The sequence below is a fragment of the Nocardia sp. NPDC049190 genome (assembly GCF_040648115.1).
Lineage (GTDB): Bacteria > Actinomycetota > Actinomycetes > Mycobacteriales > Mycobacteriaceae > Nocardia.
The window spans coordinates 218,519-243,904 of the sequence record NZ_JBEZDE010000004.1 but is presented as its reverse complement, the minus strand read 5'-3'; the positions used below and the strand labels follow the sequence as shown (position 1 = coordinate 243,904).

Here is a 25,386-nt window from a genome sequence, read left to right as displayed (position 1 = left end):
GCCTACCCGCCGTCCCCCGGCAGGCAGTGTGACATGCGTCCTTCCCGTCGTGTCGCCGGGGCCCTCGCTGCCGCGCTGATCGGCCTCGGGCTGCCTGCCCCTGCCTCGGCGATTGTGGGCGGTACCCCGGCGACGACGACCGACTATCCGTGGCTGGCCGCCATTGTCACGTCGCTGTTCGTCACCCGCGCCGCCGGCCAGTTCTGCGGTGGCGCACTCATCGCGTCGGACCAGGTGATCACCGCGGCGCATTGCGTCGCGCCTGCCCTGCTGCTACCCCAAGCCCTCGCGGTCACCTTCGGTCGCGATGACCTGCGTGACAATGACGGAAACACGGTGCGCGTCAAGGAGCTTCGGATCCACCCGGATTTCCGGGCGACGATCCTCGACGGCGAACCCGTCTATCACGACGACATCGCGATCCTGACCCTGGATCGCCCGCAGCCCGGCCCCACGGTGGACATTGCCGCGACGGCCTCGAGCACGGGCATGATCCTGGGCTGGGGCGCCACCTCCGAAACCGACGAGGCCAACACCCGCCTCCGCGCCGCGACCGTCCCCTTGGTCGCCGACGACGACTGCGCCGCCGTCTACGGCTCGGCCTTCGATCCGCGGACCATGCTCTGCGCGGGCTCTCCCGACGCCGACACCGCCGCGTACGACAGTGGAGGTCCGCTGCTCGTCGACGGCCGGCTCGTCGGCCTCACCTCCTGGGGCAAAGGCGCGGCCCGGCCTGGCTTACCCAGCGTCTATTCCCGCACATCAGCCGCGAAATTCTGATCTCGCGGGGGGGTGTCCCTATGGTGTTCGTCAAGCCGCTGGGGCTGTTGGGGTTCGGTAGGGCTGTTTGTTGTGGAGCATGGCGTAGAGGACGTCGCAGCGTCGTCGGGCGAGACAGATGAGGGCGGCGTTGTGTTTCTTGCCCTCGGCTCTCTTTCTGTCGTAGTAGGCGCGGCTGGCCGGATCGTGCAGGGCCGCGAACGCGGACAGAAACAGCGCCCGTTTGAGTTTGTGGTTGCCGGACCGGGCGGGGTGCTCACCGCGGATGGAGCTGCCGGAGCGGTGGGTGATCGGAGCGATCCCGGCGTAGGAGGCGAGGTGGCCGGCTGTGGCGAACGCCGTGGCGTCACCGACTTCGAGCAGGATGCGGGTGCCGGTCCTGACTCCGATGCCAGGCATCGAGGTCAGGACCTGGGCGAGAGGGTGATCGGCGAACATCTCCTCGATATCGGCGGCGATCTGCTGACGCTGCAGCAGAACCGCTTTCAACGAATCCGCCAGTTTCGGCAGCACGGTTTCCGCGGCTTTGGTGCCGGGAACGGTGACGGTTTGCGTGGGCAACGCGGCCAGTATCTCCTCAACCAAGCGCGTGCCCATGCGCGGGGCATGTTTGGTGGCTATCGCGGTGAGTTTGCGCCGCCCCGCGCCCCGGATCCCTTCTGGGCCACCGCAGCGCGACAGAATCTCGAGCACCGCCGGGTGAGCGATTCTCGGGCCGAGGATGCGTTCGAGGGCGGGGTGGATTCCGGTGAGCAGGCCGCGGATGCGGTTGCTGGTGCGGGTGGCTTCGCCGGCGAGGTCGTCGTCGAAGCCGGCCAGAACACCGAGCTCGGTCAGGGTGTCATCACCGATATCGACGCGGCGCAACGTGTGCGGCATCGTGCGGGCCGCATCGGCGATGATGTGAGCGTCGCGGGCATCGGTCTTGGCTTGACCTGGGTAGAGGTCGGCGATGCGTCGCATTGCCAGCCCGGGCAGATAGGCGACATCGTGCCCGCAGGCGCGGGCGACGGTCACCGGCAGGGCGCCGATCGTGTTGGGCTGGTCGACCACGATCAACAGTCGGCCGTGGGCAGCGAGCTTGTCGAATACTGCCCGCAGACGGGATTCGTCGTTGGGCAGCGCCCTGTCGAACAATCGCTTGCCGCTCGGGTCGAGACCGACCGCGTGATGTTCACCTTTTCCCACGTCAACGCCGCAGAACACGGCATAAGGTTGTGCCACCTTGCTCGGTCCTCATCGCATCGAAACGCTCACCGGACGGTCGCCGATCCAGCGTCAACGCCCGGCACCCACGTTACGAAGAGACCTATCAGCGGCCCTGTCCCCATCAGCGGTCCGTCGACGCCACCAGGACCCGGCGACACCACCCCCCGGATCATGCGAAAGACAGGGGCACGAAGTCATACCGGGCCTGGCGACCGTAGGCCCGGTTCAGGGCCCACAAAAAAGGTAACGGGAAAGCCCGGCTACCTACTGCGGCGGGAAGGGCGGTTGCTGATACTGCTGTTGCGGTGGGTACTGCTGATACTGCTGTTGCGGAGGATACGGTTGGTACTGCGGCTGCGCCGGATAGGGCTGCTGATACTGCGGCGGCGCCTGATACGGCGGCGGCGCCGCGAAACCCTGCTGCGGCGGATAGGTGTGATGAACCTGTGGCGGTTGCGGCGGATACGGCTGCTGCGGCCGGTTCGAGTTTCCTCTTCTGCTCAGCCAGACCACTAGAGCGATGACGACGATAACAACCCCGATACACAGCAGAAGCCCCCCGATCGAGAACCCTCCGCTGCCACTCCCACCGCGGCGCCTGGCCTCGGTAGCGTCCAGCGCGACGGTCCACACACTCGGGTCGGACCAGGCATGCGGGTCGAGCAGTGCGGCGTTGATCAGCACGTCGGCATAGGCCATTGAGCGTTATCCCCCTGGAGAATGGATTCGTCGGTCGCGAACGGAGTAGATGCTAACCGGCCCGATTCGAGTTACTTCCCACCGATGGGACGGCGCGGCGCCGCGCAACAACCGATGACGCACGCGGCGCCATTGCGTGTGCAGCCGTAACCTGGGACATCGCCGAGCCTGCGGGATGGTGTGTCGCGCAGGTGTTCGGAGATCAGTTCGACAACCAGCTTCGCGAAGCGGGGATCGGTGCCCGGCGTGGCAGCGCGAGCGAAAGACATGCCGAGTTCGGCGGCCTTTGCCGCGGCCTCGTTGTCGAGATCCCAGATGACCTCGAGGTGATCGGAGACGAAACCTACCGGACAGATGATGACGGCCGCGACGCCCTCGGTCGCCAAGACGTCGAGATGGTCGACAATGTCCGGCGCCAACCACGGTACGTGCGGTGGGCCGGACCTGGACTGCCACACTACGTCGTAGTCGGTGAAACCGGTTGCGGCAGCGCATAATCGGGCCGCGTCGGCGACCTGACGACTGTAGAGGCGGCCACCGTCGGCGGGCGGGCCCGCGGCATCGTCGGCCGACACCGGTATGGAGTGCGCGGTGAACACCAACCGCGCACCCGCGCGGCGGTCGACCGGAAGCCGTTCCCGCGCGACGCGAATGGTGTCGGCGAACGCTTCGATCAGCAGCGGATGGTCGAAATACTGGCGCAGCTTCACCAGTTCCGGCGCCCCCGCGCCGAAAACCGTCCGTGCCCGTGCGATGTCCTCGTGATACTGCAGGCAACCGGAGTACCCGCCCCACGCCGACGTCGGGAACACCAACGCGGAGCCGACACCGTCGGCGGCCATCCGCGCGACGGTGTCCTCCACCATGGGATTCCAGTTTCGGTTACCGAAGTAGACCGGCAGTTCGATACCCGCCGTCACCAATTCGGCTTCGACGGCCGCGATTATGTCGCGGTTGAGCGCGTTGATCGGTGAGACGCCACCGAAATGCAGATAGTGCTCGGCGACGGCTTCGAGTCGTTCGCGCGGCACGCCCCTGCTCCGGGTGACGTTCTCCAGGAACGGCATCACGTCCTCGGGGCGCTCCGGGCCGCCGAACGACAGCAGCAGCAGCGCGTCGGCAGCCCGAACCACCGTGCCTCCTCCCGAATCGCTCAGTTGATCGACATGCTCTCCGGGAACCAGGTGTTGTGGCTGGCGCCGCCGTCGACGTAGATGATCGAGCCGGTGGTGCCGGGCAGCCAGTCCGACAGCAGCGCGACGATCGACTTCGCCACCACGGTCGGGTCGTCGACGTCCCAACCGATCGGCGACGCGCCGTCCCAGTAGGTGTTGAGCTGGTTCAGCTTGGCGGCGTCGTCGGTCGCGGTGCCCGCGATCGCCTTGGCGGCCAGCGTCTTGATCGGACCAGCGGCGATCAGGTTCGAGCGGACCTTCTTGGCCGCGCCCACCTCCCGCGCGACATACCGGTTCACCGACTCGAGCGCCGCCTTCGCCACGCCCATCCAGTTGTAGAACGGCATCGCGGTGCGCGGATCGAAATCCATGCCGACGATCGAGCCGCCCTCGTTCAGCACCGGAAGCACCGCACGCGCGAGCGACGCGTAGCTCCACGCCGAGATCTCGAACGCCTTGGCGGCGTCCGGACCAGGACCTTCGAGGAACGGACGAGCCTCCGGCCCCATCAGGGTGCGCGGCGCGAATGCGATCGAGTGCAGCAGTCCGTCGATCCCGTTCGGCGCCAGCTCGCGCAGCTTGTCGGCCAGTCCGGTGAGATCCTCCTCGTTGGTGACATCCAGCCCGATGGCGGGCGGAACCTCCTGCGGTAGCCGCTTGGCGATCCGGTCGATCAACCGCAGCCGCTCCGGAATGCCGGTGATGATCACCTTCGCGCCCTGCTCCTGCGCGACCGCCGCCGCGTGGAACGCGATCGACGAATCGGTGATGATGCCGGTGACCAGAATGGTCTTGCCTTCGAGCAGTCCGCCCATGAGTTCTCGGTTCTCCTGACGTTGAAAAGATCGGGTTGTCCGCGGCGGCCGAGAGTGGCCGCGCGACGAGGTGGTGCGCGAGGTCAGTGGCCCATGCCCATGCCGCCGTCGACCGGGATGACCGCGCCGGAGACATAGGCGGAATCCTCGGAAGCCAGGAAGCTGACCACCGCCGCAACATCTTCCGGCTGGCCCAGCCGTTGCAAAGGGATGAACTGCTTGGCCATGTCGTGGATCTTCTGGTCGAGTTCCGCGGTCATGTCCGTCTCGATGAACCCCGGCGCGACGACGTTGGCGGTGATCGAACGGGAGCCGAGCTCACGGGTGATCGAGCGCGCCATACCGATCACGCCGGCCTTGGACGCGGCGTAGTTGATCTGACCGGGTCCGCCACCCAGGCCGACGACCGAGCCGAGGAAGATCAACCTGCCCCAGCGCGCCCGCAGCATCGCGCGGTTGGCCCGCTTGGCCACCCGGAACGCACCCGTCAGGTTGGCATCGATGACCCGATTGAATTGGTCCTCGCTCATCCGCATGAGCAGGGTGTCGTCCGTGATGCCCGCGTTGGCCACCAGTACCTCGACCGGGCCCTGATGCGCCTCCACCTCGGTGAACGCCTGGTCGACCGAGTCACTGTCGGTCACATCGCATTTCACACCGAACAGCCCGTCCGGCACCCCCGACCCACGATGCGTAACGGCCACCTTGTGACCGTCGGCAAGCAGACGCTGCGCGACAGCGAGACCGATGCCGCGATTACCGCCGGTCACCAGGACCGACCGGGATGTGATGTTCGACATGAGCTTCAACCTACCTGGTCGGATCGACCACTCACGACGGGGCCGCCCGCGTCTGTCGCACCGACATGCCGGTGCGCACGGTTCGGCGCCGTGCTGCCGGTGCCTCTGGAAGCGGAGCCATGACCAACGGCCGGCAGGACAGCCGGGACCGCAGAAAATGTCGAAACGCGCGTCATTTCCTCGTAGGGGGCGACATTGCCTGCCGCCCCTCATGGTCGGGACAACACCCGATCACCGCACCGCACCACACCGAAACACACACTGGGCCAGCACAATTCACACCGTATTGCTACGGGAGACGCTGTCGGTACAGCAGGCCGGTGACGACTCCGGCGGCAACCAGCAGCAGCCCGAGCAGCAGCCACGGACGGCTGGCATCACCTCTGGTCAGCTCATAACCGATCTGCTGCTCCAACGTGTCATAGACCTTCGTCAGTTCCTGCAGGGACGACGCGGTATAGAACTCGCCCCCGGACAGCCGCGCGATCTCCTTCATCGCATCGTCGTCGACCGCGACCTTGACCTGTTCGCGACCACCGTCCTCGCGGGGAATCTCGACGACACCCCAGCTCGTGCCGAACGAGATCGTCGATATCGGGACGTTCTTGTTCTTCGCCAGCCGGGACGCGACGAACTCGTGCCGCGGATTGTCGACATCCTCGAAGGCGGGAACAGTTTGTTTTCCGTCCGACATGAGGACGACGCGGGCCGGTGGTGGTTCCTGGGCGCCGCCGAGGACCGTAGCCAGGGTGTCGATCGCCTGCAGCGCGGTGAGGATGCCTTCGCCGGTCGCGGTGCGCTCGGCCAGTTTGACGTTGTCGATCGCCGCCTTGACCGCTTCGTGATTCGTTGTCGGGGACACCATCACCGAAGCGGTGCCCGCGAAGGTGACGAACCCGATGTTGACCCCCTCCGGGAGTCCGTCGACGAATTCCTTGCCCGCCTTCTTCGCGACCTGGATACGGGTCGGCGGCACATCGTCCGCCTCCATCGACAACGAGACGTCCATCACCAGCATGACGGTCGCGCGGTTGCGTGGCACCTTCTTGACCGCCGTAGGCCCGGCCGCGGCGATGGTGAGCAGCATCAGGCCGATCAGCATGAGTGCGACGGCCACATGTCGCAGCGGGCCCGGCCGCGACGGCGCGACCTTCTCCAGCAACTCCATGTTGGTGAACTTCAACATGTGCTTGTGTCTGCTGCGCTGCACCAGAATGTAGCCGAGCGCGATGAGCGCGATGACCGCGAGGAATCCGAGCCAGATCTGTGCGGTGAAATGCGAAATACTCACTGGCGTGGCACCCGCCCGGTCGGGGCGCCCAAGCTGTGGCGCCGGGTGGACACGAACCGGACCACATCGGCGATCCAGTCCCGATCGGTTTGCAGGGTGAGCACCGGAGCGCCACAGCTGCGCAGGGCCTGCTCGACCTGCTGGCGGTGGCGCTGCGCGGCAGCGGCGAAATCGGCGCGCAGCGTGGGGGTGATGCTGAACTCGCGGGTGCGCCCGGTCTCCGGGTCGTGCAGCACGACGTCGCCCAGGTCGGGCAGCGACAGGTCGCGCGGGTCGATCACCTCGACCGCGAGCAGATCGTGCCGTGCGGAGATGGCGCGCAACGAGCGCTGCCAGTCGATGTCACCGAGAAAGTCGCTGATGATCACGGCGAGCCCGCGTTTGCGTTGCGGGCGGCGCAGCGATTCGATGCCGCCGCGCAGGTCGCCACGCACGCCGTCGCGCGCGTGCGGTGTGGTCGCGATGTCGCGCAGCAGGGTCTGGGCGTGGATGCGCCCGCTGCGTGCCGGGATGCGGACCAGTCGCTCGCCGGTGGCGACCACCGCGCCGATCCGGTTGCCACCGCCACTGGTCAGATGCGTGATCGCGGCGGCAGCGGCGATGGCCAGGTCACGCTTTTCGCACGCGGCGGTGCCGAAGTCGAGGCTGGCGGACAAGTCGACCACCATCCAGGTCTCCAGCTCCCGGTCCGCGATCATCTGCCGAACGTGGGGGTGGGTGGTGCGAGCGGTGACCGACCAATCCATCTGGCGCACATCGTCGCCAGGCTGGTATGTACGCGCCTCCCCCGGCTCGGAACCGGGCCCTGGTATGAGACCGAGGTGATCTCCGTGCAGCACGCCGTCGAGCTTTCGGCGCACGGTGAGCTCGAGGGTTTTCAGCGCGACCGACAGCCGTGGGTCGGTCAGTTCTCCTGATCGGAACGATGGCGGTGCGTGCGACGGCATCGGTACTGGGGGAACCGGATCCGATGCCGAGGTCACTTCGGCGGGATGGTGCCGGCGGGCTGGGAAAGGTGCCCGTTCGACGGCTGGGGCGCGGGCTGTTGCTGCGGCGAGGGCGGCTGCGGGATCTGTTGCGGCGGCGCGTTCTGCGGGCCGACAGTGGGCGGCGCGGCCGAAACGCCCGGTGCGACCGCCTGCGGTGCGACCTGTGGCAGGCCGATGGTCTGGAGCACCCGCTTGATCACATCCTCCGGGCTGATCTCGTCGGCGAGCGCGTCATAGGAAAGCACCAGGCGATGGCGCAGCACGTCCGGGATCACCTCGACGACGTCCTGCGGCACCACATAGTCGCGACCGCGGATCAGCGCGACAGCACGGGCCGCGGCGATGATCCCGAGGCTGGCGCGTGGCGAGGCGCCATAGGAGATCCAGCTGGCCACATCCTGCATGCCGAAGTCGGCCGGCTTGCGGGTCGCCGCGATCACCCGGACCACGTAGTCGACCAACGCATGATGCACGAAGGTGTTGGCCGCCACCTTCTGCAGGCGGATCAGTTCCTCCGGCTGCAGGATGGGACTTGCTTCCGGCGGGGTCACGCCCATCCGGTAGATGATCTCGCGCTCCTCCTCTACCGAGGGGTAGTCGACCACGACCTTGAACAGGAAGCGGTCGCGCTGCGCCTCGGGCAGCGGGTACACGCCTTCGCTCTCGATCGGGTTCTGGGTCGCCATGACCAGGAACGGATCCGGCATCGGGTAGGTCTTGCCGCCGATCGAGACATGCCGCTCGGCCATCACCTCGAGCAGCGCCGACTGCACCTTGGCCGGTGCGCGATTGATCTCGTCGGCCAGCACGAAGTTCGCGACGACCGGACCGAGTTCGGTGTCGAATTCCTCGCGGCCCTGCCGGTAGATACGGGTACCGATGAGGTCGGTGGGCACCAGGTCGGGCGTGAACTGCACGCGGGAGAACGAACCGCCGACAACCTTCGCGAAGGTTTCCACCGCGAGCGTCTTCGCGATACCCGGTACACCCTCGAGCAGGACATGACCGCGCGCGAGCACACCGACGAGCAGCCGCTCCACCAGGCGATCCTGGCCCACGATTACCCGCTTGACCTCGTAGATCGCCTTTTCCAAGGTCTGGACGTCACGCTCGAGGGTGCTGGGCGCGGAGCCAGGCGCATCTTTCGCCATCTTCGCCCCGCTCACACCGTCCGTCGAAGTCACCAACATCCCCGCTTTCGCCTTGGTCCTGTGCGTGCTGCCACAACTATTCCAGGTAATGGCTGCCTGTGCCGCAACCGGACCCGATATGGAGGGAATTCGACGGTCCCGCCCACCCGGCCGGCATCCGAATTGCCGGATATGTCAGGTAGTGACCCGCACCGCGTAGGGCATGATGCCACCCTCGCGAACCGGGGACACCTTCACCACGTCGCCGGACTCCGGCGCCTCGACCATCTTCCCGTCGCCGAGGTACAGCGCCACATGCTGGCTGCCGTTGGGCCCCCAGAACAGCATGTCGCCGCGTTCGCGCTGATCCACCGGAACCCGCGTGCCCGCGTTGTATTGATAGCCGCTGTAGTGCGGAAGCGAGACTCCGATGCCGGCGAACGCGTAAATCATCAGGCCCGAGCAGTCGAAGCCCACCTTGTTGTAGTCGCCATGACTGTCGGCGACGCCGCCGTCGCGGATGCCCAGCGTCGGCCCGTCCTCGTCACCGCCTCCCCAGGCATAGGTGACGCCCAGCTGTGACATCGCCCGGTCGACGACGATTTCGACGCCTCCGGAACCGGCGACCGACGGCGCACTCGGGCGTGGCATGGTCCGCCGCGGCGGTGGCGAGTTTTCGATCTGGATATGTGGGCGTCTGCCTTCCCCGAGCCGCGCGGCGCGATCCCGAGCGGCCAGATCGTCCGTCGCACGCGCAGCTGCGGCAGCGGCGGCCGCGCGCACTGCCGCCTCTTCCGCCTTCCGTTGGGTTTCCCAGACCAGGTACGCGTCACGCTGGCCGCGCAGCCCCGCCACGTTCTGCCGGGCCAGATCCACTCGCCCCTGTGCGTCCTGCCGCTTGCGGAGCAGGTCCTCTTTCTGCGCGGCCTGCCGCTCGACTTCGACCCGTGCGGCGGTCACCGCGGTCTCCGCGTCGGCCTTTCTCGCTTCCGCGGCGGCGGTGGCGGCATCGGCGGCCGACTTCGCCTGTCGCACACTCGAATTCTGGTTGCCCTGGGCGATCTGCGCACGGCGCAGGCTGTCGAGCACCTGCCGCTGGTTCTTCGAGACCAGGTTCAGCAACTGGGCCTGGTCGAGGGCGATCGCCGGAGTGGCAGCCGCAAGGTAGGTGACCATCGATTCCGAGCCCGGCCGGGTGTAAATCTGCGTGGCGAACTGGTCGAAGTTCTGCCGCGCCTGGCCGACTCGCGCCGCGGCAGCGGCCAGTTCACGCTGCGAGTCGGCGACAGCCACAGCGGCCGCGTCGGCGGCGTCGCGCGCGTCCTGCAGATCGACAAGCGCCTTGTTGACCTCTTCCCGCTTCTGCGCGACCGCGTCGTCGAGCTGTCGGAGCTGCTGATCGAGCACGGCGACCTGGTTGATCAACGTCCCCACCTCGGCGACACCGGCGTCGACCTGCGCCCCGGCCTCGGCGATCTGGGTGTCGCTGGGGTTCGGCGGCGGGGGCGGCACGGAGGCGGCGGGCCCCCCGGCAACCAGCACACCCACCAGTGTCAGCAATCCAAGAGCAATCTGCAGCTGGCGACGGTGGGCAAACTCGCCGTTATTGCGCATCGCACCTCCCAAGGAGTGGCTTCCGGCAATGCCTCACGAGCATCAGCCGAACCATGACGCACAGTGGCCGACAGATGACCTCTGACAACACGTGTTCCCCAGTAGCGATCATTTGAACCGTACGGCACTTGCATCACCAAGAAAACTCCTGCAACAGAACTACAAGCGCGTAATTTTTACTTTTTCCAAGATTTACCGGACGCCGCTGCGGATTCCGGCAAATGTCGCAAACCAACCGATTGAAGAAAGGTCCGCAGAAAGACCGGATCTCTGATGAATGCCGGATCGCAACGCCACAATCTCTAGGGGTGCACGGCATCAGCAATCTTCTAGCAATAAGGTGCTGGAAGAATTAGCAATCAACTAGCGTCGACGCACACAGCACACTCGCCGCCGACTACCGGCGGCGAGCAGCGATGACTCGAATCTCGGTCGATTTCCCGAGCGGCTCGGTTCGGCCGACCGATGTCCGATCAGACCCGAGCTTCCGATATCTGACTAACGCGTCCGGATTCCGGAGGACTCGCCCTCTGGCGCCGCCGCGGCCTCGTCTCGCGCTCGTCGAGCCTTGACCCAGTACAGCCCGCCGACGACAGCCACCGTCCCAGCCAGCAACACACAGGTGATGGCGGTCCACGACGACACCGATTCCGGGGTCTCCAGACGGCCGACGAAGAGGCCGGCCGCCTCCGCGCTCTTGCCGTGCGTCTCCTTCGCACCGTCCTCGGCCCATTCCAGCTGCACGCGGCTGATCGAGTCGCTATAGGTGCCGACCCAGTCGTCACTGAGGACGACTACGGTGCCGTGTTGCGTCTTGCCCACCTCGGTAGCAAGGTCACGCAGGCTCGAGTCGTGGCCTGGATTACCGGGAACGACCACGATGCTCAGCGGCACCCCCTGCGACCGCGCATCCGCCGCGATGACCGCCAGTTCCGCCTTTTCCTTGCCGGTCAGAGTCGCGACGTGGTCATCGGCCAGATCTGCGTTGAGCGAGCTCACGGTGTCGGCGGTGACGTTCGGCGGCAGTTCGGCGGCCATGGGGGTGAAAACCGAGGTGTGCGGGGCGGTCATCTTCCATCCGGTCTGTCGAGCCGCATCGGTATCCGAAGCGACGGTCATCCAACACTGCAGGGGCGAGCGAAGTCCCCTTCTAGCTCGAAAGCACAGTACGCGACGGAGTGTCGCAGCACTCGCCTGCGGCACACCGACCGACCCCCCGGTGTTTCACAGGACAAGCGTACTGTTACGGTCGTAGGGCGAGGACCCGACGCCTTCCGGCGCCGGAGCACCTCCGAAGACTCGGTCGCCTGCACAGCCCTGCGGGCGGCCCCCCGCACCGACGAGTGGAGCTGAAGTGACGACAAGTATCGATACTTTCGGCGCCAAGGGCACCCTCGAGGTCGGAAGCAACTCCTACGAGATCTTCCGCCTCTCCGCCGTGCCCGGCACCGAGAAACTCCCGTACGCACTGAAGGTCCTCGCGGAGAACCTGCTCCGCACCGAGGACGGCGCCAACATCACCGCCGACCATATTCGCGCCATTGCGAAGTGGGATCCTTCGGCCGAACCGAATACCGAGATCCAGTTCACGCCCGCCCGCGTCATCATGCAGGACTTCACGGGTGTGCCCTGCATCGTAGACCTTGCGACAATGCGCGAGGCCGTCGCCACCCTCGGCGGCGACCCGGACAAGGTGAACCCGCTCGCGCCCGCGGAGATGGTGATCGACCATTCCGTCATCATCGACGTATTCGGCCGCGCTGACGCCTTCGAGCGCAACGTCGACATCGAATACCAGCGCAACGGCGAGCGCTACCAGTTCCTGCGCTGGGGCCAGACCGCGTTCGACGACTTCAAGGTCGTTCCGCCGAGCACTGGCATCGTGCACCAAGTCAACATCGAGCACTTGGCGCGCGTGGTCATGGTCCGCGACGGCTCTGGAGGAAAAACGCAGGCCTACCCCGACACCTGTGTCGGCACCGACTCGCACACGACCATGGTCAACGGCCTCGGCGTCCTCGGCTGGGGTGTCGGTGGCATCGAGGCGGAGGCGGCCATGCTCGGCCAGCCCGTCTCGATGCTGATCCCGCGTGTGGTCGGTTTCAAACTGACCGGCGAGATCAACCCGGGGGTCACCGCGACCGACGTCGTGCTCACCGTCACCGACATGCTGCGCAAGCACGGCGTGGTCGGCAAGTTCGTCGAGTTCTACGGCAAGGGAGTGGCGGAGGTGCCGCTGGCCAACCGCGCCACCCTCGGCAACATGAGCCCCGAATTCGGTTCCACCGCGGCGATATTCCCGATCGACGACGTCACGGTCGACTACCTGCGCCTGACCGGTCGCTCCGACGAACAGGTCGCGCTGGTCGAGGCGTACGCCAAGGAGCAGGGCCTCTGGCACGACGCCGACAAGGAGCCCGCCTACTCCGAGTACCTGGAACTGGACCTGAGCACGGTGGTGCCGTCCATCGCGGGCCCGAAGCGTCCGCAGGATCGAATCCTGTTGTCGGAGTCCAAGATCGCCTTCCGCAAGGACATCCACAACTACACCAGCGACGAGGTGAGCGGCCCGGCCGCGTCCACGCCGCATTCGCACCTGGACGAGGCGCTCGAGGAGTCGTTCCCGGCCAGCGATCCGGCCGTGCTGTCCTTCGCCGACGACGACGCCGAACTGATGTCGGCCGCCAACGGCGCCGAGGGCCGTCCGTCCAAACCGATCAAGGTCAGCACCGAGGAGCACGGCGACTTCGTGCTCGATCACGGCGCGGTCGTGGTCGCCTCGATCACCTCCTGCACCAACACCTCCAACCCGTCGGTCATGATCGGCGCCGCGCTGCTGGCACGCAACGCGGTGGACAAGGGCCTGACCCGCAAGCCGTGGGTGAAGACCTCGATGGCGCCGGGCTCGCAGGTCGTCAACGGCTACTACGAGAAGGCGGGTCTGTGGCCGTACCTCGACAAGTTGGGCTTCAACCTGGTCGCCTTCGGCTGTGCCACCTGCATCGGCAACACCGGCCCACTGCCCGAGGAGATCTCCAAAGCGGTCAACGACAACGACCTCACCGTCACCGCGGTGCTGTCCGGGAACCGTAACTTCGAAGGTCGCATCTCCCCCGACGTGAAGATGAACTACCTGGCCTCCCCGCCGCTGGTCATCGCCTACGCGCTCGCGGGAACCATGGACTTCGACTTCGAGCACGACGCGCTCGGACAGGACACCGACGGCAAGGACGTCTTCTTGAAGGACATCTGGCCGGCGCCGCAGGAGATCCAGGACACTATCGACCGGGTCATCAGTCGCGACATGTTCCTCGAGGACTACAAAGACGTCTTCAAGGGCGACGAGCGGTGGCGCAGCCTGCCCACCCCGGAGGGCAAGACCTTCGAGTGGGCCGAGGAGTCCACCTACGTTCGTAAGCCGCCGTACTTCGACGGCATGCCGCGGACCCCGGAGCCGGTCACCGACATCAAGGGCGCCCGCGTGCTCGCGCTGCTCGGCGATTCGGTCACCACCGACCACATCTCCCCGGCAGGCAACATCAAGCCCGGCACCCCGGCCGCGCAGTACCTGGAGGAGCACGGCGTCGAGCGCAAGGACTACAACTCCTACGGCTCGCGGCGCGGCAACCACGAGGTGATGATCCGCGGCACCTTCGCCAACATCCGGCTGCGCAACCAGCTGCTCGACGACGTCTCGGGCGGTTACACCCGCGACTTCACCCAGGAAGGCAGCCCACAGGCGTTCATCTACGACGCGGCGCAGAACTACCAGGCCGCGGGCGTCCCGCTGGTGGTGCTCGGCGGCAAGGAGTACGGCTCGGGTTCCTCGCGGGACTGGGCCGCCAAAGGCACCCGCCTGCTCGGTGTGAAGGCCGTGATCACCGAATCGTTCGAGCGCATCCACCGCTCCAACCTCATCGGCATGGGCGTCATCCCGCTGCAGTTCCCGGCAGGCGAGTCGGCCGCGTCACTGAAGCTGGACGGTACCGAGACCTTCGACATCGAGGGCATCACCCAGTTGAACGAGGGTGCTACCCCGAAGACCCTGAAGGTCACCGCCACCAAGGAGACCGGTGACAAGATCACCTTCGATGCGGTGGTCCGGATCGACACCCCCGGTGAGGCCGATTACTACCGCAACGGCGGCATCCTGCAGTACGTGCTGCGCAATATGATTCGCAGTTGAGTTGTTTTCGCTGACTGTCCGCTGTCGGTTCACGACGGCGGACGGCGGAAACCGCCGTCGAGGGTCCGTGCACCGCATTCCGCGGTGCACGGACCGTTCCACATTCCGCGGCACGTGGCACCGCCCGCCCCGCGCCGCACGCCCGCTTCCCTCGGAGGAACCCGCCATGCCTAAGGTCAGTGACGATCATCTCGCCGCCCGGCGCAGCCAGATTCTCGACGGGGCACGCCGCTGCTTCGCCGAATTCGGCTATGAAGGCGCCACGGTGCGCCGTCTGGAAGAGGAGATCGGTCTGTCGCGCGGCGCCATTTTCCACCACTTCCGGGACAAGGATGCGCTGTTCCTCGCCCTCGCCCAAGAGGATGCCGAGCGGATGGCCGACGTCGCGGCCAACCAGGGCATCGTGCAGGTGATGCGCGATATGCTCGCCCACCCCGAGCAGTTCAACTGGCTCGGAACACGTTTGGAGATCGCACGTCGACTGCGCACCGACCCTGAATTCCGGGCGAGCTGGACCCAGCGCTCCGCCGAACTCACCGCTGCCACCCTGGCCCGCCTGGAACGCCGCAAGGCTGCGGGCGCATTGCGCGACGACGTCCCCACCGACGTCGTGCTCGGCTACCTCGATCTCGTCCTCGACGGCTTGATCGCCCGCATCGCTTCCGGTCACACCAATGAAAACCTTTCCGCCGTCCTCGATCTCGTCGAGGCTTCGGTCCGCCGCAGGCACTGATCAGTCGACGACGTCAGAACGTCGCGTTCACGTAGTTCGCCGCGTGCGTCGTCCACCGCACGTTCGTGCCCGGCATCGTGTGGGTCGCGTAGCGTACGTGCTGCCCGTCCGGCCACGGGGTCAGGTAGCCGATAACACCGCGGACCGCCGTGGAATAGCGGTCGAGGTTCTCGATCGGGTCCCGCAGCAGCACTTCGAGTAGTTCGGCGAAGATCAGCGGTGCGACATCGCCGATGCGAGCGCCCTCGACGAAGGAGAACGGCGAGATGCCGATGTCGATGATGCGCAGGGGCGAGTCCGCCGGGGCCGCGGTGATGATGTCGCCGGGGTTCGCGTACTCACGGACGGCGACCGAGACGGGCCAGGCACCGCGTTGACCATGCAGGCCGAAAGTCGACGACGGGCAGAGGTTTCCAACCGATTCGCCCGCACGACGCAACGGGTTGGCGATGTTCACCACGAACGCGATCTCCAGTGGAGTGCCGTTGAGGTTCTTGTACTTTCCCGATCTGACGCCCTCCAGGATCCGGCTCGCGCAGATACCGCCGAGTGAGTAGCTCAGCAGCCCGCAGACATTCGGTGAGTTCTGGATCGCCCGCACCCCGGCGGCGATGCCCAGCCGCACCGAGGTATCCAGCGAGGGGCCCCACACGTCCGGCGCCGGGCCCACCGCGGCGGGCCAGTCCGGTTCGAAAGCGCTGAATCGGTCGGTGTCGAGCAGTGTGGTGACTTCGTGCAGGATGCCCGCGGGCGTGCCGTCGGGATTCCGCGGCTCGCCGGTGCCGCGGAGCGTGATGATGTCGATCATCGTGGTCTCCTAGCGCACCGCACCGACCTTCGGTACGGGATTTCACGGTAGACCCATGCGGCACTGCACGACCCGAGTAGCGGGCTACTTCATCGCGACACGCGTTTCGCCACGCGGAGCACGATCCACAGGGCGGATGACCCCGTGTGGCTACACGCCGGGCACCATGCTTTCCAGCAGCGCCCGTACGATCCGATCCAGTTCGCGCCGATCACCCGCGGTGAGCACGGACAGCAACCTGGTCTCGTTCGCGGTGTGCTCGGTGACCGCGGTATCGATGAGTTCCCGCCCCGCGTCGGTGAGCGCGACCCGGATCGCCCTGCGGTCATCCGCGTCCGCGACCCGCCGCACCCACCCTGCCGCCTCCAGTCGGTCCAGCCGCCCGGTCATGCCCGCGCGCGAGAGCATGAGTGTGTCGGCGAGCACGGACGGGTTCAGCTCGAACGGCTCACCCGATCGGCGCAGCGCCGCCAGTACGTCGAACTCTCCGCGCTGCAGCCCGTGTGTGGCGAAGACCGCCTCGATCTCGCGCTGCGCCACCACCATCAGCCTGCCGAGGCGTCCGATGACCGCCATGGCGTCGAGGTCGAGATCGGGACGCTCGCGCCGCCACTGCGCCACGATCGCGTCGACGGGATCTGCTGTCTGCTCGGTCATGGACCGAAGTCTATTCGCCGGTATATAGTTCGTTAGCGAATTATAAATCACCGAACTAACGGAGGCCGAGATGCCCGCCAACACCACCCCCCGCATGGACGTCGCCATTCGTCAGCCGCAGGACGCGGAGACGCTGGGTACCGAGTCGGTCACAATCCGCCTGCTGATCGATGCAGAACCGGCCGGAGGCACAGTGAGCACACTCGAGGTCACCATGGCCCGCGGCGCCGACGGCGCGGCGCCGCACTACCACACGCAGTCCGACGAGTTGTTCTACATCGCGGACGGAGAACTGCAACTACTGGCAGGCGACCGAATCGTCACGGTAGGCGCCGGAGGCGCGATCGTTGTGCCGAAGTTCATGCCACACGCCTTCGGCGCCACTCCGGACAGCTCGGCGCGGATCGTGATCGCGCTCATGCCCGGCGTGCGGCGCTTCGAGTACTTCCGACTCCTGGACCGGATCGGCAAAGGCGAATCCACCCTTGCCGATCTCGCGGCGTCCCAGCAGGAGTTCGACAATCATTTCGTCGACGCGCCCGCTTGGTGGGCCGAGCGAAACGCGAACCGGCGTTGAGCAGCCTGAATACGCCAGCGCGGCGCCCGATGACACACCGCGACAATCGAGAGTCGACGTGAGCGCCACACGGTCGACGGGTAGTCCACCGACGCCACACGAGCCCCCGCCATCGCCGGACCGCCCGATCCGAGCGCCCGCAAACTTGTCGCGTCACCGAGCAGGCATGTCGCCGAACCCGCCGATTACTCCAACCTACTCGCCGTCTATTGACGGTAGGTGCGGATGTCGACACCGCCAATCCTGGGCTACACGCACCGATTCCACGTCACACACCGATAGCTGGAAGGTTGCGCTGCTACTCTTCCTGACCTGCCGGAAATCTTTCGGTGCTAGCCCATTCCATACCGGAATCCGGTTTGCCACCAGCCGCGAAATCTCGCGATCCGAGCCGCTCTTCGCCCTGCCCACGATATGATCGCTCCTACGCTAGGGGGTCGTGGCAAATCACGAGCAGATCGGAGAAACCGCTATGACCGACGCAATCCGCCTTCCCGAGACCGAGCCGCACGGTGTCCGCATTCCTCCGCTCCAGGGCCTCCTGATCGCGGAGTCCGAATGCGATATCACCGTGCGCGTCACCGAGGGAACGTGGACGTTTCGTCGCTGCGACGTTGTACGGATCACCGATTCCGAAGCCGCGTACCCCGATCAGGACGGACGCCCGGTCCTGGTGGACATCCGCGCGGGCGCGACCGCCGACTTCACCCGGCGGCTGCGCATCGACCTGGTCGAACGGCCGATGACCCTCGCGGACGCGCCGTCGGAAGCACTCGGGGACGATCACCTGCGCAGGCTCACCGAAATTTGGGCCGACCGGATGCAACTCGTCGACTGCCCAGGTGGAAAGAGCGCGACGTCCACCTACTGCCAGACCAAATCGTTCGACGGCAGCGACGACGGCATCAACTGCGACAGTCTCGACTGAACGGACAGCACATGGCGGCCCGCCGGAAGGATTCGGTTCTGATCGTGTCCGAATCCGATGATCTACACGGTTCCGCGGTGGCCGCGACACTACGAGAGCACCATGGGATCACCCCGATCCAGCTCGACCTGCGCGATTTCCCGCGCGAGTCCGGAAGTTTCCGGCTGGACCGGTTCGGCACCGCGCGCTCGCTCTCGCACCTGATCGGGCTGGACGACGTCCGATCGGTATGGTGGCGGCGCCCGCACCCCGCCCGGGTACCCGCCGGGGTCCGCGCCTCCGACAACGACTTTCGCCAGTCGGAGTGCGATGGGTTCATCCAGGGTCTGCTCTGGTCGATCCCGGCCCACTGGGTCAACGACCCCGGCGCCGATCGCACCGCGGGCCGCAAAATCGTGCAACTGGAAACGGCGCTGCGAGCCGGGTTCGCCGTGCCGGAGACGTTGATCACCAACGACCCGGACGAGGCCCGCAGTTTCATCGAATCACGCTCCGGCCCGGTTATTTTCAAGCGCACCGGTACCAGCCGGGCCGAGTTCGCCGAAACCAGGATCATCACCAGGGACGATTTCGACCGGCTCACCGCGATCCGCTCGGCGCCGACCACCTTCCAGGACTATGTCGATGCCATCTGCGACCTGCGGGTGGTGTGGGTCGACGGCATCGAATGGACCGTACGCATCGACTCGCAGGCCGGCCTGGGCAAAGTCGACTCCCGCCTGGATACGTCGGTCGATTTCGTGCCCGATCATCTGCCTGCCGCAGTGAGCAAGTCACTGGCCACGCTGATGGGCGCGCTCGGATTGTCCTTCGGTGTCCTCGATATTCGGCTCGGCTGTGACGGCGAGTACTACTTCCTGGAGGTCAATCCGCAGGGCCAATTCGCGTACCTGGAGATCAAGACCGGATTGCCGATCTTCCGAAGTCTGGCAAACCTGCTCGTGAACGGCGACGGCATGGTCGCCGGCTATTGATTCCGGCGATAGATCTGCAGCACCACACCCGACTTCGGGAACGACACGGCGTCCACCAACTGCAACTGGCGGGGCGCGAACTCGTCGAACAGTCGACGGCCTGCGCCGAGCAGCACCGGAAACACCAGCAGCCGTATTTCGTCCACCACGTCCAGGCGCAGGAACTCCTGCGCGGTGCGCACGCCGGCGAACACGACAACCGGCCTGCCGGGACTGTTCTTCAGATCCGCTACCTCGGCGAGTAGGTCGGCACCGATCCGACGGGCAGGCTGCCACGGCAGCTCCGGGTCGGGCTGGTGCGACAGCACCAGCTTGGGCAGGGTATTGACCAGGGGCGCGAGCATCGCATCACCGGGCGTCGCCGGATTCCGTTGCGCGTCCGGCCAATATCCGGCGAGCACGTCGTAGGACGTGTGCCCGAAGATCTGAGCGTCGACGCCGCCGAGCAGCTCGGCCAGATACGCGTCGAGCTCAGGGTCGGCGACCTCGATCCAGTCCAGTGCGCCATCCTGGCCTGCCGCGTATCCATCCAACGTCACCATGATCTGCACCAGCAGGGTCCGCGCCACAGGGTTCCTTCCGTCGGCGAATGTCGTTCGACGATGCAGACGGTCCGCATGGCGCCGATTCATCGCGGCGTCGGCGAAAAACTTGCCGCCGACACCTGTTCGGCATCGCCCCGGACGCTACTGACTCTTGCGGCGGTTGGCTCCACCACGACTGCGGAGCTGCACATGCGACTCCACCAGCACGTTATGAATGAAGCCGTAGGAGCGGCCGGTAGACCGCGCCAGCGTCCGGATACTCGCTCCCGCCTCGTATTGCTTCTTCAGCTGAGTCTGTAGGCGGTCACGTGACTTCCCGGTGACGCGTGTGCCCCTACCTAATGTGGCCTTGCTTTGTGTGGGCCTGTCGCTCATGGCTTCCTCCGAGTCGCCGAGCAGCGTCCTTCCAGGCTAAGCACTCAGCAGGCCATGATCAACGGGTTCGTGTGATGAAAATCACGCAAGCTGAATAAGTTCCAGATATTCGGCCGACCAATGATCTTCTGTGCCGTCCGGAAGCAGAATCACCCGTTCCGGAGACAATGCCTCCGCTGCGCCAGGGTCGTGCGTGACCAGGACGACGGCGCCGGCGTAGGTGCGTAGCGCGTCGAGCACCTGCTCCCGGGAGATCGGGTCGAGGTTGTTGGTCGGCTCATCGAGCAGCAGCACGTTCGCCGCCGAAGAGACCAGACCGGCCAGCGCTAGACGGGTCTTCTCACCACCGGAGAGGGTGCCCGCAGGTTGCTCCAGCTGTGGGCCGGAGAACATGAATGCGCCGAGCAGTCCGCGCAGATCCTGCTCGCCCGCGTCCGGTGCGGCGTGGCGGATGTTCTCCCACACGGTGGCGTTGTCGTCGAGGGTGTCGTGCTCCTGGGCGAAGTACCCGACCTTGAGGCCATGCCCTGGCACCAGCGCGCCCGCGGTCAGCTGCTCGACCCCGGCGAGCAGGCGCAGCAGCGTGGTCTTGCCCGCACCGTTGAGGCCGAGCACCACAACCCGGCTGCCGCGGTCGATCGCCAGGTCGACGCCGGTGAAGATCTCCAGCGAGCCGTAGACCTTGGTCAGGTTCTCGGCCATCAGCGGCGTCTTGCCGCAGGGCGCGGGCTCGGGGAACTTGATCCTGGCGACCCTGTCGGCGATGCGCACATCGTCCAGTTCGGCCATCAAGCGGTCGGCGCGCTTGGCCATGTTCTGCGCCGCAGTGGCTTTCGTCGCCTTCGCTCCGAGCTTGGCCGCCTGGGCGCGCAGGGCGCCTGCCTTCTTCTCCGCGTTCGCACGTTCACGCCGACGGCGCTGCTCATCGGTGGCTCGGGCGTCCAGATATTTCTTCCAGCCCATGTTGTAGATATCGGCCTCGCCGCGCACCGCGTCCAGGAACCACACCTTGTTCACCACGTCGGCAAGCAGCTCTACATCGTGACTGATCACGATCAGCCCACCGTCGTGGTTCTGCAGGAAGCCGCGCAGCCAGGTGATCGAGTCGGCGTCGAGATGGTTGGTCGGCTCGTCGAGCAGCAGGATCGTGTCCGAACGGCCGCCGCTGCCGTCGGAGGCGGCGAACAGGATGCGCGCCAATTCGATCCGGCGGCGCTGTCCCCCGGACAAGGTGCGCAGCGCCTGGCCGAGCACCCGATCAGGGAGCCCGAGGCTGTGGCAGATGCGGGCGGCCTCGCTCTCGGCGACGTAGCCGCCGAGAGCGGCGAAGCGCTCCTCGAGCCTGCCGTACTTGCGGACGGCCTTGTCCCGCTCTTTCTCGTCGGCGACCTCGGCCATCAGCGCCTGCTGCTTCTCCATCTCACGGATCAGCGTGTCCAGGCCACGCGCGGACAGCACCCGGTCGCGGGCCAGTACGTCCAGGTCGCCCTCGCGCGGGTCCTGCGGCAGATAGCCGATATCGCTGGAGCGCAGGATCTTTCCCGCGTAGGGTTCACCCTCGCCGGCAAGGATCCGCAGCGTGGTGGTCTTGCCGGCACCATTGCGCCCGACCAGCCCGATCCGGTCGCCCGCCTGCACCCGTAGCGCCGGGCCTGGGGCCGACAGTAGGGTGCGGACTCCGGCCCGGACCTCCAGGTCGGTCGCGGTGATCACAGGCTTCTCCTTGCGGATCGGTGGTGCTGAATGGTTGCTGCTCGATTGTGCGACCCGATACGCACATGAACCAACGATTTTACCCAGGGTCGACCGCAGCCCCGCCACTCAGCACCGCGCATGTGACGGCGGTAACGGATCGGACGGGTAGCTGCACTAGCGTCTCATGGCATGAGTACGGATCTGTTGGGTAGAAGCGCTCTGGTCACGGGGGCCAGCCGGGGCATCGGCAAGGCGGTGGCGGCGGAAATGCTCGGCCGCGGCGCGAATGTGCTGATCACCGCACGCAAGAAAGATGCGCTGGAGGAAGCGGCCGCGGAACTGCGCGCCCTGGGACACCGAGGCCAGATCGTCGCACTGGCCGGCAACTCCGGTGCTGCCGAGGATCGGGCGGCCGCGGTCGAGCGCACAGTCGCGGAATTCGGTTCGCTGGACGTGCTGATCAACAACACCGGCATCAACCCGGTGTTCGGCTCGCTGATGGACGCCGACCTGGATGCGGTACGCAAGATCTTCGATGTCAACGTGGTCGCGGCCCTCGGCTACATCCAGGAGGCATTCAAGGCATGGATGCGCGACCATGGCGGCGCCGTGGTCAACGTCGCGAGCGTGGCAGGCATCCGGTCCACCGGCGTGATCGGTGCCTATGGTTCGTCCAAGGCCGCCCTGATCCGCCTCACCGAAGAACTCGCCTGGCAGCTCGGCCCGAAGATTCGGGTCAACGCGGTCGCGCCGGGCGTGGTCAAGACGAAGTTCGCCGACATGCTGTACTCGGCCGACGAGGAGCGGGCCGCGCAGGCCTACCCGATGAAGCGGTTGGGCAGTCCAGAGGATGTGGCGCGCCTGATCGGGTTCCTGGTCTCGGACCAGGCGGAGTGGATTACCGGCGAGACAGTGCGGGTGGACGGCGGGTTGCTGTCCACCGGCGGACTCTGACCAGCGCCGAGGTCAAAGCCGGACGGGCTGGAGCCAATCCTCTCGCCCGGGTGTCCCGGGTGCGGGCAGCCTTCCCTCGATGCCCGAGCGTTCGCGCAGGGCGCGCAGCGGGTGCGGCAGATACCAGTTCCAGTCACCGAGCAGTTCCATGGCCGCGGGCAGCAGGAACCCGCACACCAACGTCGCGTCCACCACCACGGCAAGTGGCAGACCGATGCCGAACACCGCCATGAAGCTGAGGTCGGAAGCCAGAAAGCCGAGGAAGACGAGCGAGATCAGCACCGCGGCCGCCGTGACGATCCGGCCGGTCCGCTCCAGTCCCGAGGTGACCGCGAGCGCGTTGGATCTGGTGCGCCGATACTCCTCGCGGATGCGCGCGAGCAGGAATACCTGGTAATCGATGGCGAGCCCGAACGCTACGCCGTACAGCACGATCGGCACCATCGGCGAGAGGTCGCCGGTGCTGGCGACGCCGAGCAGCCCGGCCAGATGCCCGTCCTGGAAGATCCAGACCAGCACGCCGAAGGTCGCGATCAGACTCAGCGCGCTGAGCACCACCGCGAGCAGCGGCAACACGACGCTTCCGGTGAGCAGAAACAGCACTACCAGCATGATCGGCACGATGAAGGCGAGCGCGTACGGCAGCGTCGAGATCACCGAGTCGGTCGCGTCCGCATTCACCGTGGCGACGCCGCCGACCAGCACCGGTGTGCCGGCGGGCGTCGCGCGCACATCACGCGCGATCCGCTCCAGCACCGCGGGAGCGGTGCTGTCCGGGACCACGGAGAGGTAGGCCGCGTTCACCGAGCGGAATCGGTCGTGGGCCGCGGTGGGGACGGCGAGCAGTCCGCCCTGGCTGTAGCCACCGGTGGCGGTGTCGACCCGGCGGACGTTCTCGAGCTCCGACAGCTTCCTGGCGTATGCGTCCAATCCCGCTGCACTGTAAGCGCTCTCGGGCAACACCGCGACGATGGCGTGCTGCTCGGTGGCGATGAATTCACGCTGGATCGTCTCGCTGACCTGGCGGCTGTTCATCGACTCCGGCAGCGAACGCTCATCGGGGAAGCCGAGATTCACACCGAGGAATGGCACGCCGAGCACCAGCAACAACGCGGTGACCGCAAGGCCGATGGGCACCGGCCGCATCATCACGAAGCGGGTGAGGCGATGCCAGGCGCCCTCGCCCGGCGCGGGCCGGGCCGCGCGCAGGAACCACCACAGCTGGGCGCTGTCGATTCGGGTGCCGAGCAGGAAAAGCATCGCGGGCAGTACGGTCAGCGCGACCACCGCCGCGACCACCGTGACCACGAGCCCGGCATACCCCATCGATCGCACGGCGAGCGGCGGAAAGAACAGCAGACCCGACAACGCGATGGCGACCGTGACGGCCGAGTAGACGACGGTACGGCCCGCCGAGCGCATCGTCACCACCACCGCGGCCGCGGGCTGCTGCCCGGCGATCAGTTCGTCGCGGTAGCGGCCGACGATCAGCAGGCTGTAGTCGATCGCCAGGCCGAGGCCGAGCAGGGTGGCGACCGTGGTCGCGGTCGCTGCGAGGTCGGTGATACTCGCGATCAGGCAGAGCACGCCGACCGTGATCATCACCGTGATCACAGCCACGGCCAGCGGTAGGCTGGCCGCCACCAGGCCTCCGAAGACCAGCAGCAGCGCGACGAGCATGATCGGGAAGGCGATGGACTCGCCGAGGAGGATGTCTTTCTGGCTCTCCTGCGCCGTCTCGTGCAGCAGCATCGCGTAGCCACCGACCCGTACCTCGAGCGGGCCGTGCGTGCCGCCGAATCGCTCGGCGAGTTCACCCACCCGCTTGTCCGTCTCGGCCGCCTCGCCGAGGACACCGGCCACGATCAGGCCCTTCGTGCCGTCGGCGCTGCGCAGCGCGGGTGTCTTGTCGGTCCAGTACGAGGTGACGTTCGTGACGTCGGAGGCCGAGGTCAGCTCGGCCGCCAGCTGCGCCGCAGCGATGGCCGTGGCGTCGTCGTCCACCGACGTCTGTGTCTGCACCAGCAATACGAGGTTCGGGGAGGCCTGATCGAAGGTATCGCGCAGCAGCGCTGCCGCCCGGCTGGATTCGCTGTCAGGGTCGATATAGCCACCGCCCTGCACCTGGTCGAACAACGTCGCGCCGAGACTTCCCATCGCCAGCGCGAGCACTACGAACACGCCCAGGATCCACCGGCTGCGCCGCCTGGTCAGCTCGAACACTGCGTTACCCCTAACTCGTTGCGCCGCACCGTCTCGTCCTCGGACTTCCGCGGTGTCGCCGGTAGACCACCTGTCCGACGCGCCACCACGACGCACCGGTACGCCGAACGCCTTCTGCCACCTCGACACCGGAGCCGGGGAGCATGCGCCAGCGCTCCGGAATCCTAGCAACGCGGAGCGAAAACCCAGTGCGCGCGAACACATCCCGCGTCATATCCGCACGGACGAT

General features: G+C 66.6%; 23 protein-coding genes. 7 read left to right on the top strand and 16 right to left on the bottom strand.

From position 1 onward, the window contains the following. Window positions 1-33 precede the first annotated feature (33 nt). Complete coding sequence (locus tag AB0B25_RS06475) at window positions 34-780, top strand: serine protease (protein WP_357175616.1); 747 nt, start codon at window positions 34-36, stop codon at window positions 778-780. A 30-nt stretch (window positions 781-810) separates the two neighbouring features. Here AB0B25_RS06475 and AB0B25_RS06470 read toward each other — a convergent pair whose 3' ends face one another. From AB0B25_RS06470 to AB0B25_RS06425, 10 genes are all read right to left on the bottom strand, one after another. Then, complete coding sequence (locus AB0B25_RS06470) at window positions 811-2,004, bottom strand: IS110 family transposase (RefSeq protein WP_357175613.1); 1,194 nt, start codon at window positions 2,002-2,004, stop codon at window positions 811-813. 249 nt (window positions 2,005-2,253) lie between these two features. Beyond that, window positions 2,254-2,688 (bottom strand): hypothetical protein, encoded by a 435-nt coding sequence (locus AB0B25_RS06465; RefSeq protein ID WP_357175610.1) that lies wholly within the window; start codon window positions 2,686-2,688, stop codon window positions 2,254-2,256. 71 nt (window positions 2,689-2,759) lie between these two features. Beyond that, the gene (locus tag AB0B25_RS06460; RefSeq protein ID WP_357175608.1) at window positions 2,760-3,821 is read right to left on the bottom strand and encodes a ferrochelatase; all 1,062 of its coding nucleotides are present in this window, start codon (window positions 3,819-3,821) and stop codon (window positions 2,760-2,762) included. 20 nt (window positions 3,822-3,841) lie between these two features. Continuing rightward, complete coding sequence (inhA, locus tag AB0B25_RS06455) at window positions 3,842-4,678, bottom strand: NADH-dependent enoyl-ACP reductase InhA (RefSeq protein ID WP_357175605.1); 837 nt, start codon at window positions 4,676-4,678, stop codon at window positions 3,842-3,844. An 83-nt stretch (window positions 4,679-4,761) separates the two neighbouring features. Beyond that, window positions 4,762-5,478 (bottom strand): 3-oxoacyl-ACP reductase FabG1, encoded by a 717-nt coding sequence (gene fabG1, locus AB0B25_RS06450; RefSeq protein ID WP_357175602.1) that lies wholly within the window; start codon window positions 5,476-5,478, stop codon window positions 4,762-4,764. Window positions 5,479-5,767: 289 nt separating this feature from the next. Further along, window positions 5,768-6,769: a VWA domain-containing protein gene (locus AB0B25_RS06445; RefSeq protein WP_357175600.1), complete on the bottom strand. Its 1,002-nt coding sequence runs from the start codon at window positions 6,767-6,769 to the stop codon at window positions 5,768-5,770. Beyond that, window positions 6,766-7,716, bottom strand: a complete 951-nt coding sequence (locus AB0B25_RS06440) for a DUF58 domain-containing protein (RefSeq protein WP_357175775.1) — start codon at window positions 7,714-7,716, stop codon at window positions 6,766-6,768. The genes AB0B25_RS06445 and AB0B25_RS06440 overlap by 4 nt, the downstream gene beginning before the upstream one ends. Window positions 7,717-7,748: 32 nt before the next feature. After that, the gene (locus AB0B25_RS06435) at window positions 7,749-8,909 is read right to left on the bottom strand and encodes a MoxR family ATPase (protein WP_357175772.1); all 1,161 of its coding nucleotides are present in this window, start codon (window positions 8,907-8,909) and stop codon (window positions 7,749-7,751) included. Window positions 8,910-9,083: 174 nt separating this feature from the next. After that, on the bottom strand, window positions 9,084-10,502 hold the full coding sequence (locus tag AB0B25_RS06430; protein WP_357175597.1) for an NlpC/P60 family protein: 1,419 nt from the start codon (window positions 10,500-10,502) through the stop codon (window positions 9,084-9,086). A 498-nt stretch (window positions 10,503-11,000) separates the two neighbouring features. After that, window positions 11,001-11,621 (bottom strand): DUF6676 family protein, encoded by a 621-nt coding sequence (locus tag AB0B25_RS06425; protein WP_357175594.1) that lies wholly within the window; start codon window positions 11,619-11,621, stop codon window positions 11,001-11,003. Window positions 11,622-11,856: 235 nt separating this feature from the next. Here AB0B25_RS06425 and AB0B25_RS06420 point away from each other — a divergent pair, with 235 nt between their 5' ends. Beyond that, window positions 11,857-14,688: an aconitate hydratase gene (locus AB0B25_RS06420; RefSeq protein ID WP_357175591.1), complete on the top strand. Its 2,832-nt coding sequence runs from the start codon at window positions 11,857-11,859 to the stop codon at window positions 14,686-14,688. A gap of 166 nt (window positions 14,689-14,854) precedes the next feature. Further along, window positions 14,855-15,421 (top strand): TetR family transcriptional regulator, encoded by a 567-nt coding sequence (locus AB0B25_RS06415; protein ID WP_357175588.1) that lies wholly within the window; start codon window positions 14,855-14,857, stop codon window positions 15,419-15,421. Between the two features lie 13 nt (window positions 15,422-15,434). Here AB0B25_RS06415 and AB0B25_RS06410 read toward each other — a convergent pair whose 3' ends face one another. Further along, window positions 15,435-16,229 (bottom strand): hypothetical protein, encoded by a 795-nt coding sequence (locus tag AB0B25_RS06410; protein WP_357175586.1) that lies wholly within the window; start codon window positions 16,227-16,229, stop codon window positions 15,435-15,437. Between the two features lie 150 nt (window positions 16,230-16,379). Then, complete coding sequence (locus tag AB0B25_RS06405; RefSeq protein ID WP_357175583.1) at window positions 16,380-16,886, bottom strand: MarR family transcriptional regulator; 507 nt, start codon at window positions 16,884-16,886, stop codon at window positions 16,380-16,382. 70 nt (window positions 16,887-16,956) lie between these two features. On the opposite strand from AB0B25_RS06405, the gene AB0B25_RS06400 reads away from it, so the two are divergent. The 3 genes from AB0B25_RS06400 (at window position 16,957) to AB0B25_RS06390 (ending at window position 19,365) form a co-directional block, all read left to right on the top strand. Further along, entirely contained in the window at window positions 16,957-17,463 is a 507-nt protein-coding gene (locus tag AB0B25_RS06400) for a cupin domain-containing protein (RefSeq protein ID WP_357175580.1), read from the top strand. Window positions 17,464-17,935: 472 nt separating this feature from the next. Next, window positions 17,936-18,391: a hypothetical protein gene (locus AB0B25_RS06395; RefSeq protein ID WP_357175577.1), complete on the top strand. Its 456-nt coding sequence runs from the start codon at window positions 17,936-17,938 to the stop codon at window positions 18,389-18,391. Between the two features lie 44 nt (window positions 18,392-18,435). Further along, complete coding sequence (locus AB0B25_RS06390) at window positions 18,436-19,365, top strand: hypothetical protein (protein ID WP_357175575.1); 930 nt, start codon at window positions 18,436-18,438, stop codon at window positions 19,363-19,365. Here the strand turns inward: AB0B25_RS06390 and AB0B25_RS06385 are convergent. The 3 genes from AB0B25_RS06385 to AB0B25_RS06375 form a co-directional block, all read right to left on the bottom strand. Then, entirely contained in the window at window positions 19,359-19,934 is a 576-nt protein-coding gene (locus AB0B25_RS06385; RefSeq protein WP_357175572.1) for a dihydrofolate reductase family protein, read from the bottom strand. The genes AB0B25_RS06390 and AB0B25_RS06385 overlap by 7 nt on opposite strands. A 117-nt stretch (window positions 19,935-20,051) precedes the next feature. Continuing rightward, a complete protein-coding gene (locus tag AB0B25_RS06380) occupies window positions 20,052-20,285 on the bottom strand; it encodes a helix-turn-helix domain-containing protein (protein WP_357175569.1) in 234 nt (77 codons plus the stop codon). An 81-nt stretch (window positions 20,286-20,366) separates the two neighbouring features. After that, window positions 20,367-21,998, bottom strand: coding sequence for an ABC-F family ATP-binding cassette domain-containing protein (locus AB0B25_RS06375; protein WP_357175566.1), 1,632 nt, complete (start codon window positions 21,996-21,998; stop codon window positions 20,367-20,369). A gap of 171 nt (window positions 21,999-22,169) precedes the next feature. Between AB0B25_RS06375 and AB0B25_RS06370 the strand changes: the two genes are divergently transcribed. Continuing rightward, the gene (locus AB0B25_RS06370; protein WP_357175563.1) at window positions 22,170-22,934 is read left to right on the top strand and encodes an SDR family oxidoreductase; all 765 of its coding nucleotides are present in this window, start codon (window positions 22,170-22,172) and stop codon (window positions 22,932-22,934) included. Between the two features lie 12 nt (window positions 22,935-22,946). On the opposite strand, the gene AB0B25_RS06365 is transcribed toward AB0B25_RS06370, so the two are convergent. Beyond that, the gene (locus AB0B25_RS06365; RefSeq protein WP_357175560.1) at window positions 22,947-25,157 is read right to left on the bottom strand and encodes an MMPL family transporter; all 2,211 of its coding nucleotides are present in this window, start codon (window positions 25,155-25,157) and stop codon (window positions 22,947-22,949) included. Window positions 25,158-25,386: the final 229 nt, after the last annotated feature.

Coding starts and splice junctions, on each gene's coding strand:
- AB0B25_RS06415 (WP_357175588.1), top strand. CDS start 14,855: ATGCCTAAGGTCAGTGACGATCATCTCGCCGCCCGGCGCAGCCAGATT.
- inhA (WP_357175605.1), bottom strand. CDS start 4,678: ATGGGCGGACTGCTCGAAGGCAAGACCATTCTGGTCACCGGCATCATC.
- AB0B25_RS06425 (WP_357175594.1), bottom strand. CDS start 11,621: ATGACCGTCGCTTCGGATACCGATGCGGCTCGACAGACCGGATGGAAG.
- AB0B25_RS06380 (WP_357175569.1), bottom strand. CDS start 20,285: ATGAGCGACAGGCCCACACAAAGCAAGGCCACATTAGGTAGGGGCACA.
- AB0B25_RS06465 (WP_357175610.1), bottom strand. CDS start 2,688: ATGGCCTATGCCGACGTGCTGATCAACGCCGCACTGCTCGACCCGCAT.
- AB0B25_RS06440 (WP_357175775.1), bottom strand. CDS start 7,716: ATGCCGTCGCACGCACCGCCATCGTTCCGATCAGGAGAACTGACCGAC.
- AB0B25_RS06430 (WP_357175597.1), bottom strand. CDS start 10,502: ATGCGCAATAACGGCGAGTTTGCCCACCGTCGCCAGCTGCAGATTGCT.
- fabG1 (WP_357175602.1), bottom strand. CDS start 5,478: ATGTCGAACATCACATCCCGGTCGGTCCTGGTGACCGGCGGTAATCGC.
- AB0B25_RS06405 (WP_357175583.1), bottom strand. CDS start 16,886: ATGACCGAGCAGACAGCAGATCCCGTCGACGCGATCGTGGCGCAGTGG.
- AB0B25_RS06475 (WP_357175616.1), top strand. CDS start 34: ATGCGTCCTTCCCGTCGTGTCGCCGGGGCCCTCGCTGCCGCGCTGATC.
- AB0B25_RS06400 (WP_357175580.1), top strand. CDS start 16,957: ATGCCCGCCAACACCACCCCCCGCATGGACGTCGCCATTCGTCAGCCG.
- AB0B25_RS06435 (WP_357175772.1), bottom strand. CDS start 8,909: ATGGCGAAAGATGCGCCTGGCTCCGCGCCCAGCACCCTCGAGCGTGAC.
- AB0B25_RS06370 (WP_357175563.1), top strand. CDS start 22,170: ATGAGTACGGATCTGTTGGGTAGAAGCGCTCTGGTCACGGGGGCCAGC.
- AB0B25_RS06410 (WP_357175586.1), bottom strand. CDS start 16,229: ATGATCGACATCATCACGCTCCGCGGCACCGGCGAGCCGCGGAATCCC.
- AB0B25_RS06395 (WP_357175577.1), top strand. CDS start 17,936: ATGACCGACGCAATCCGCCTTCCCGAGACCGAGCCGCACGGTGTCCGC.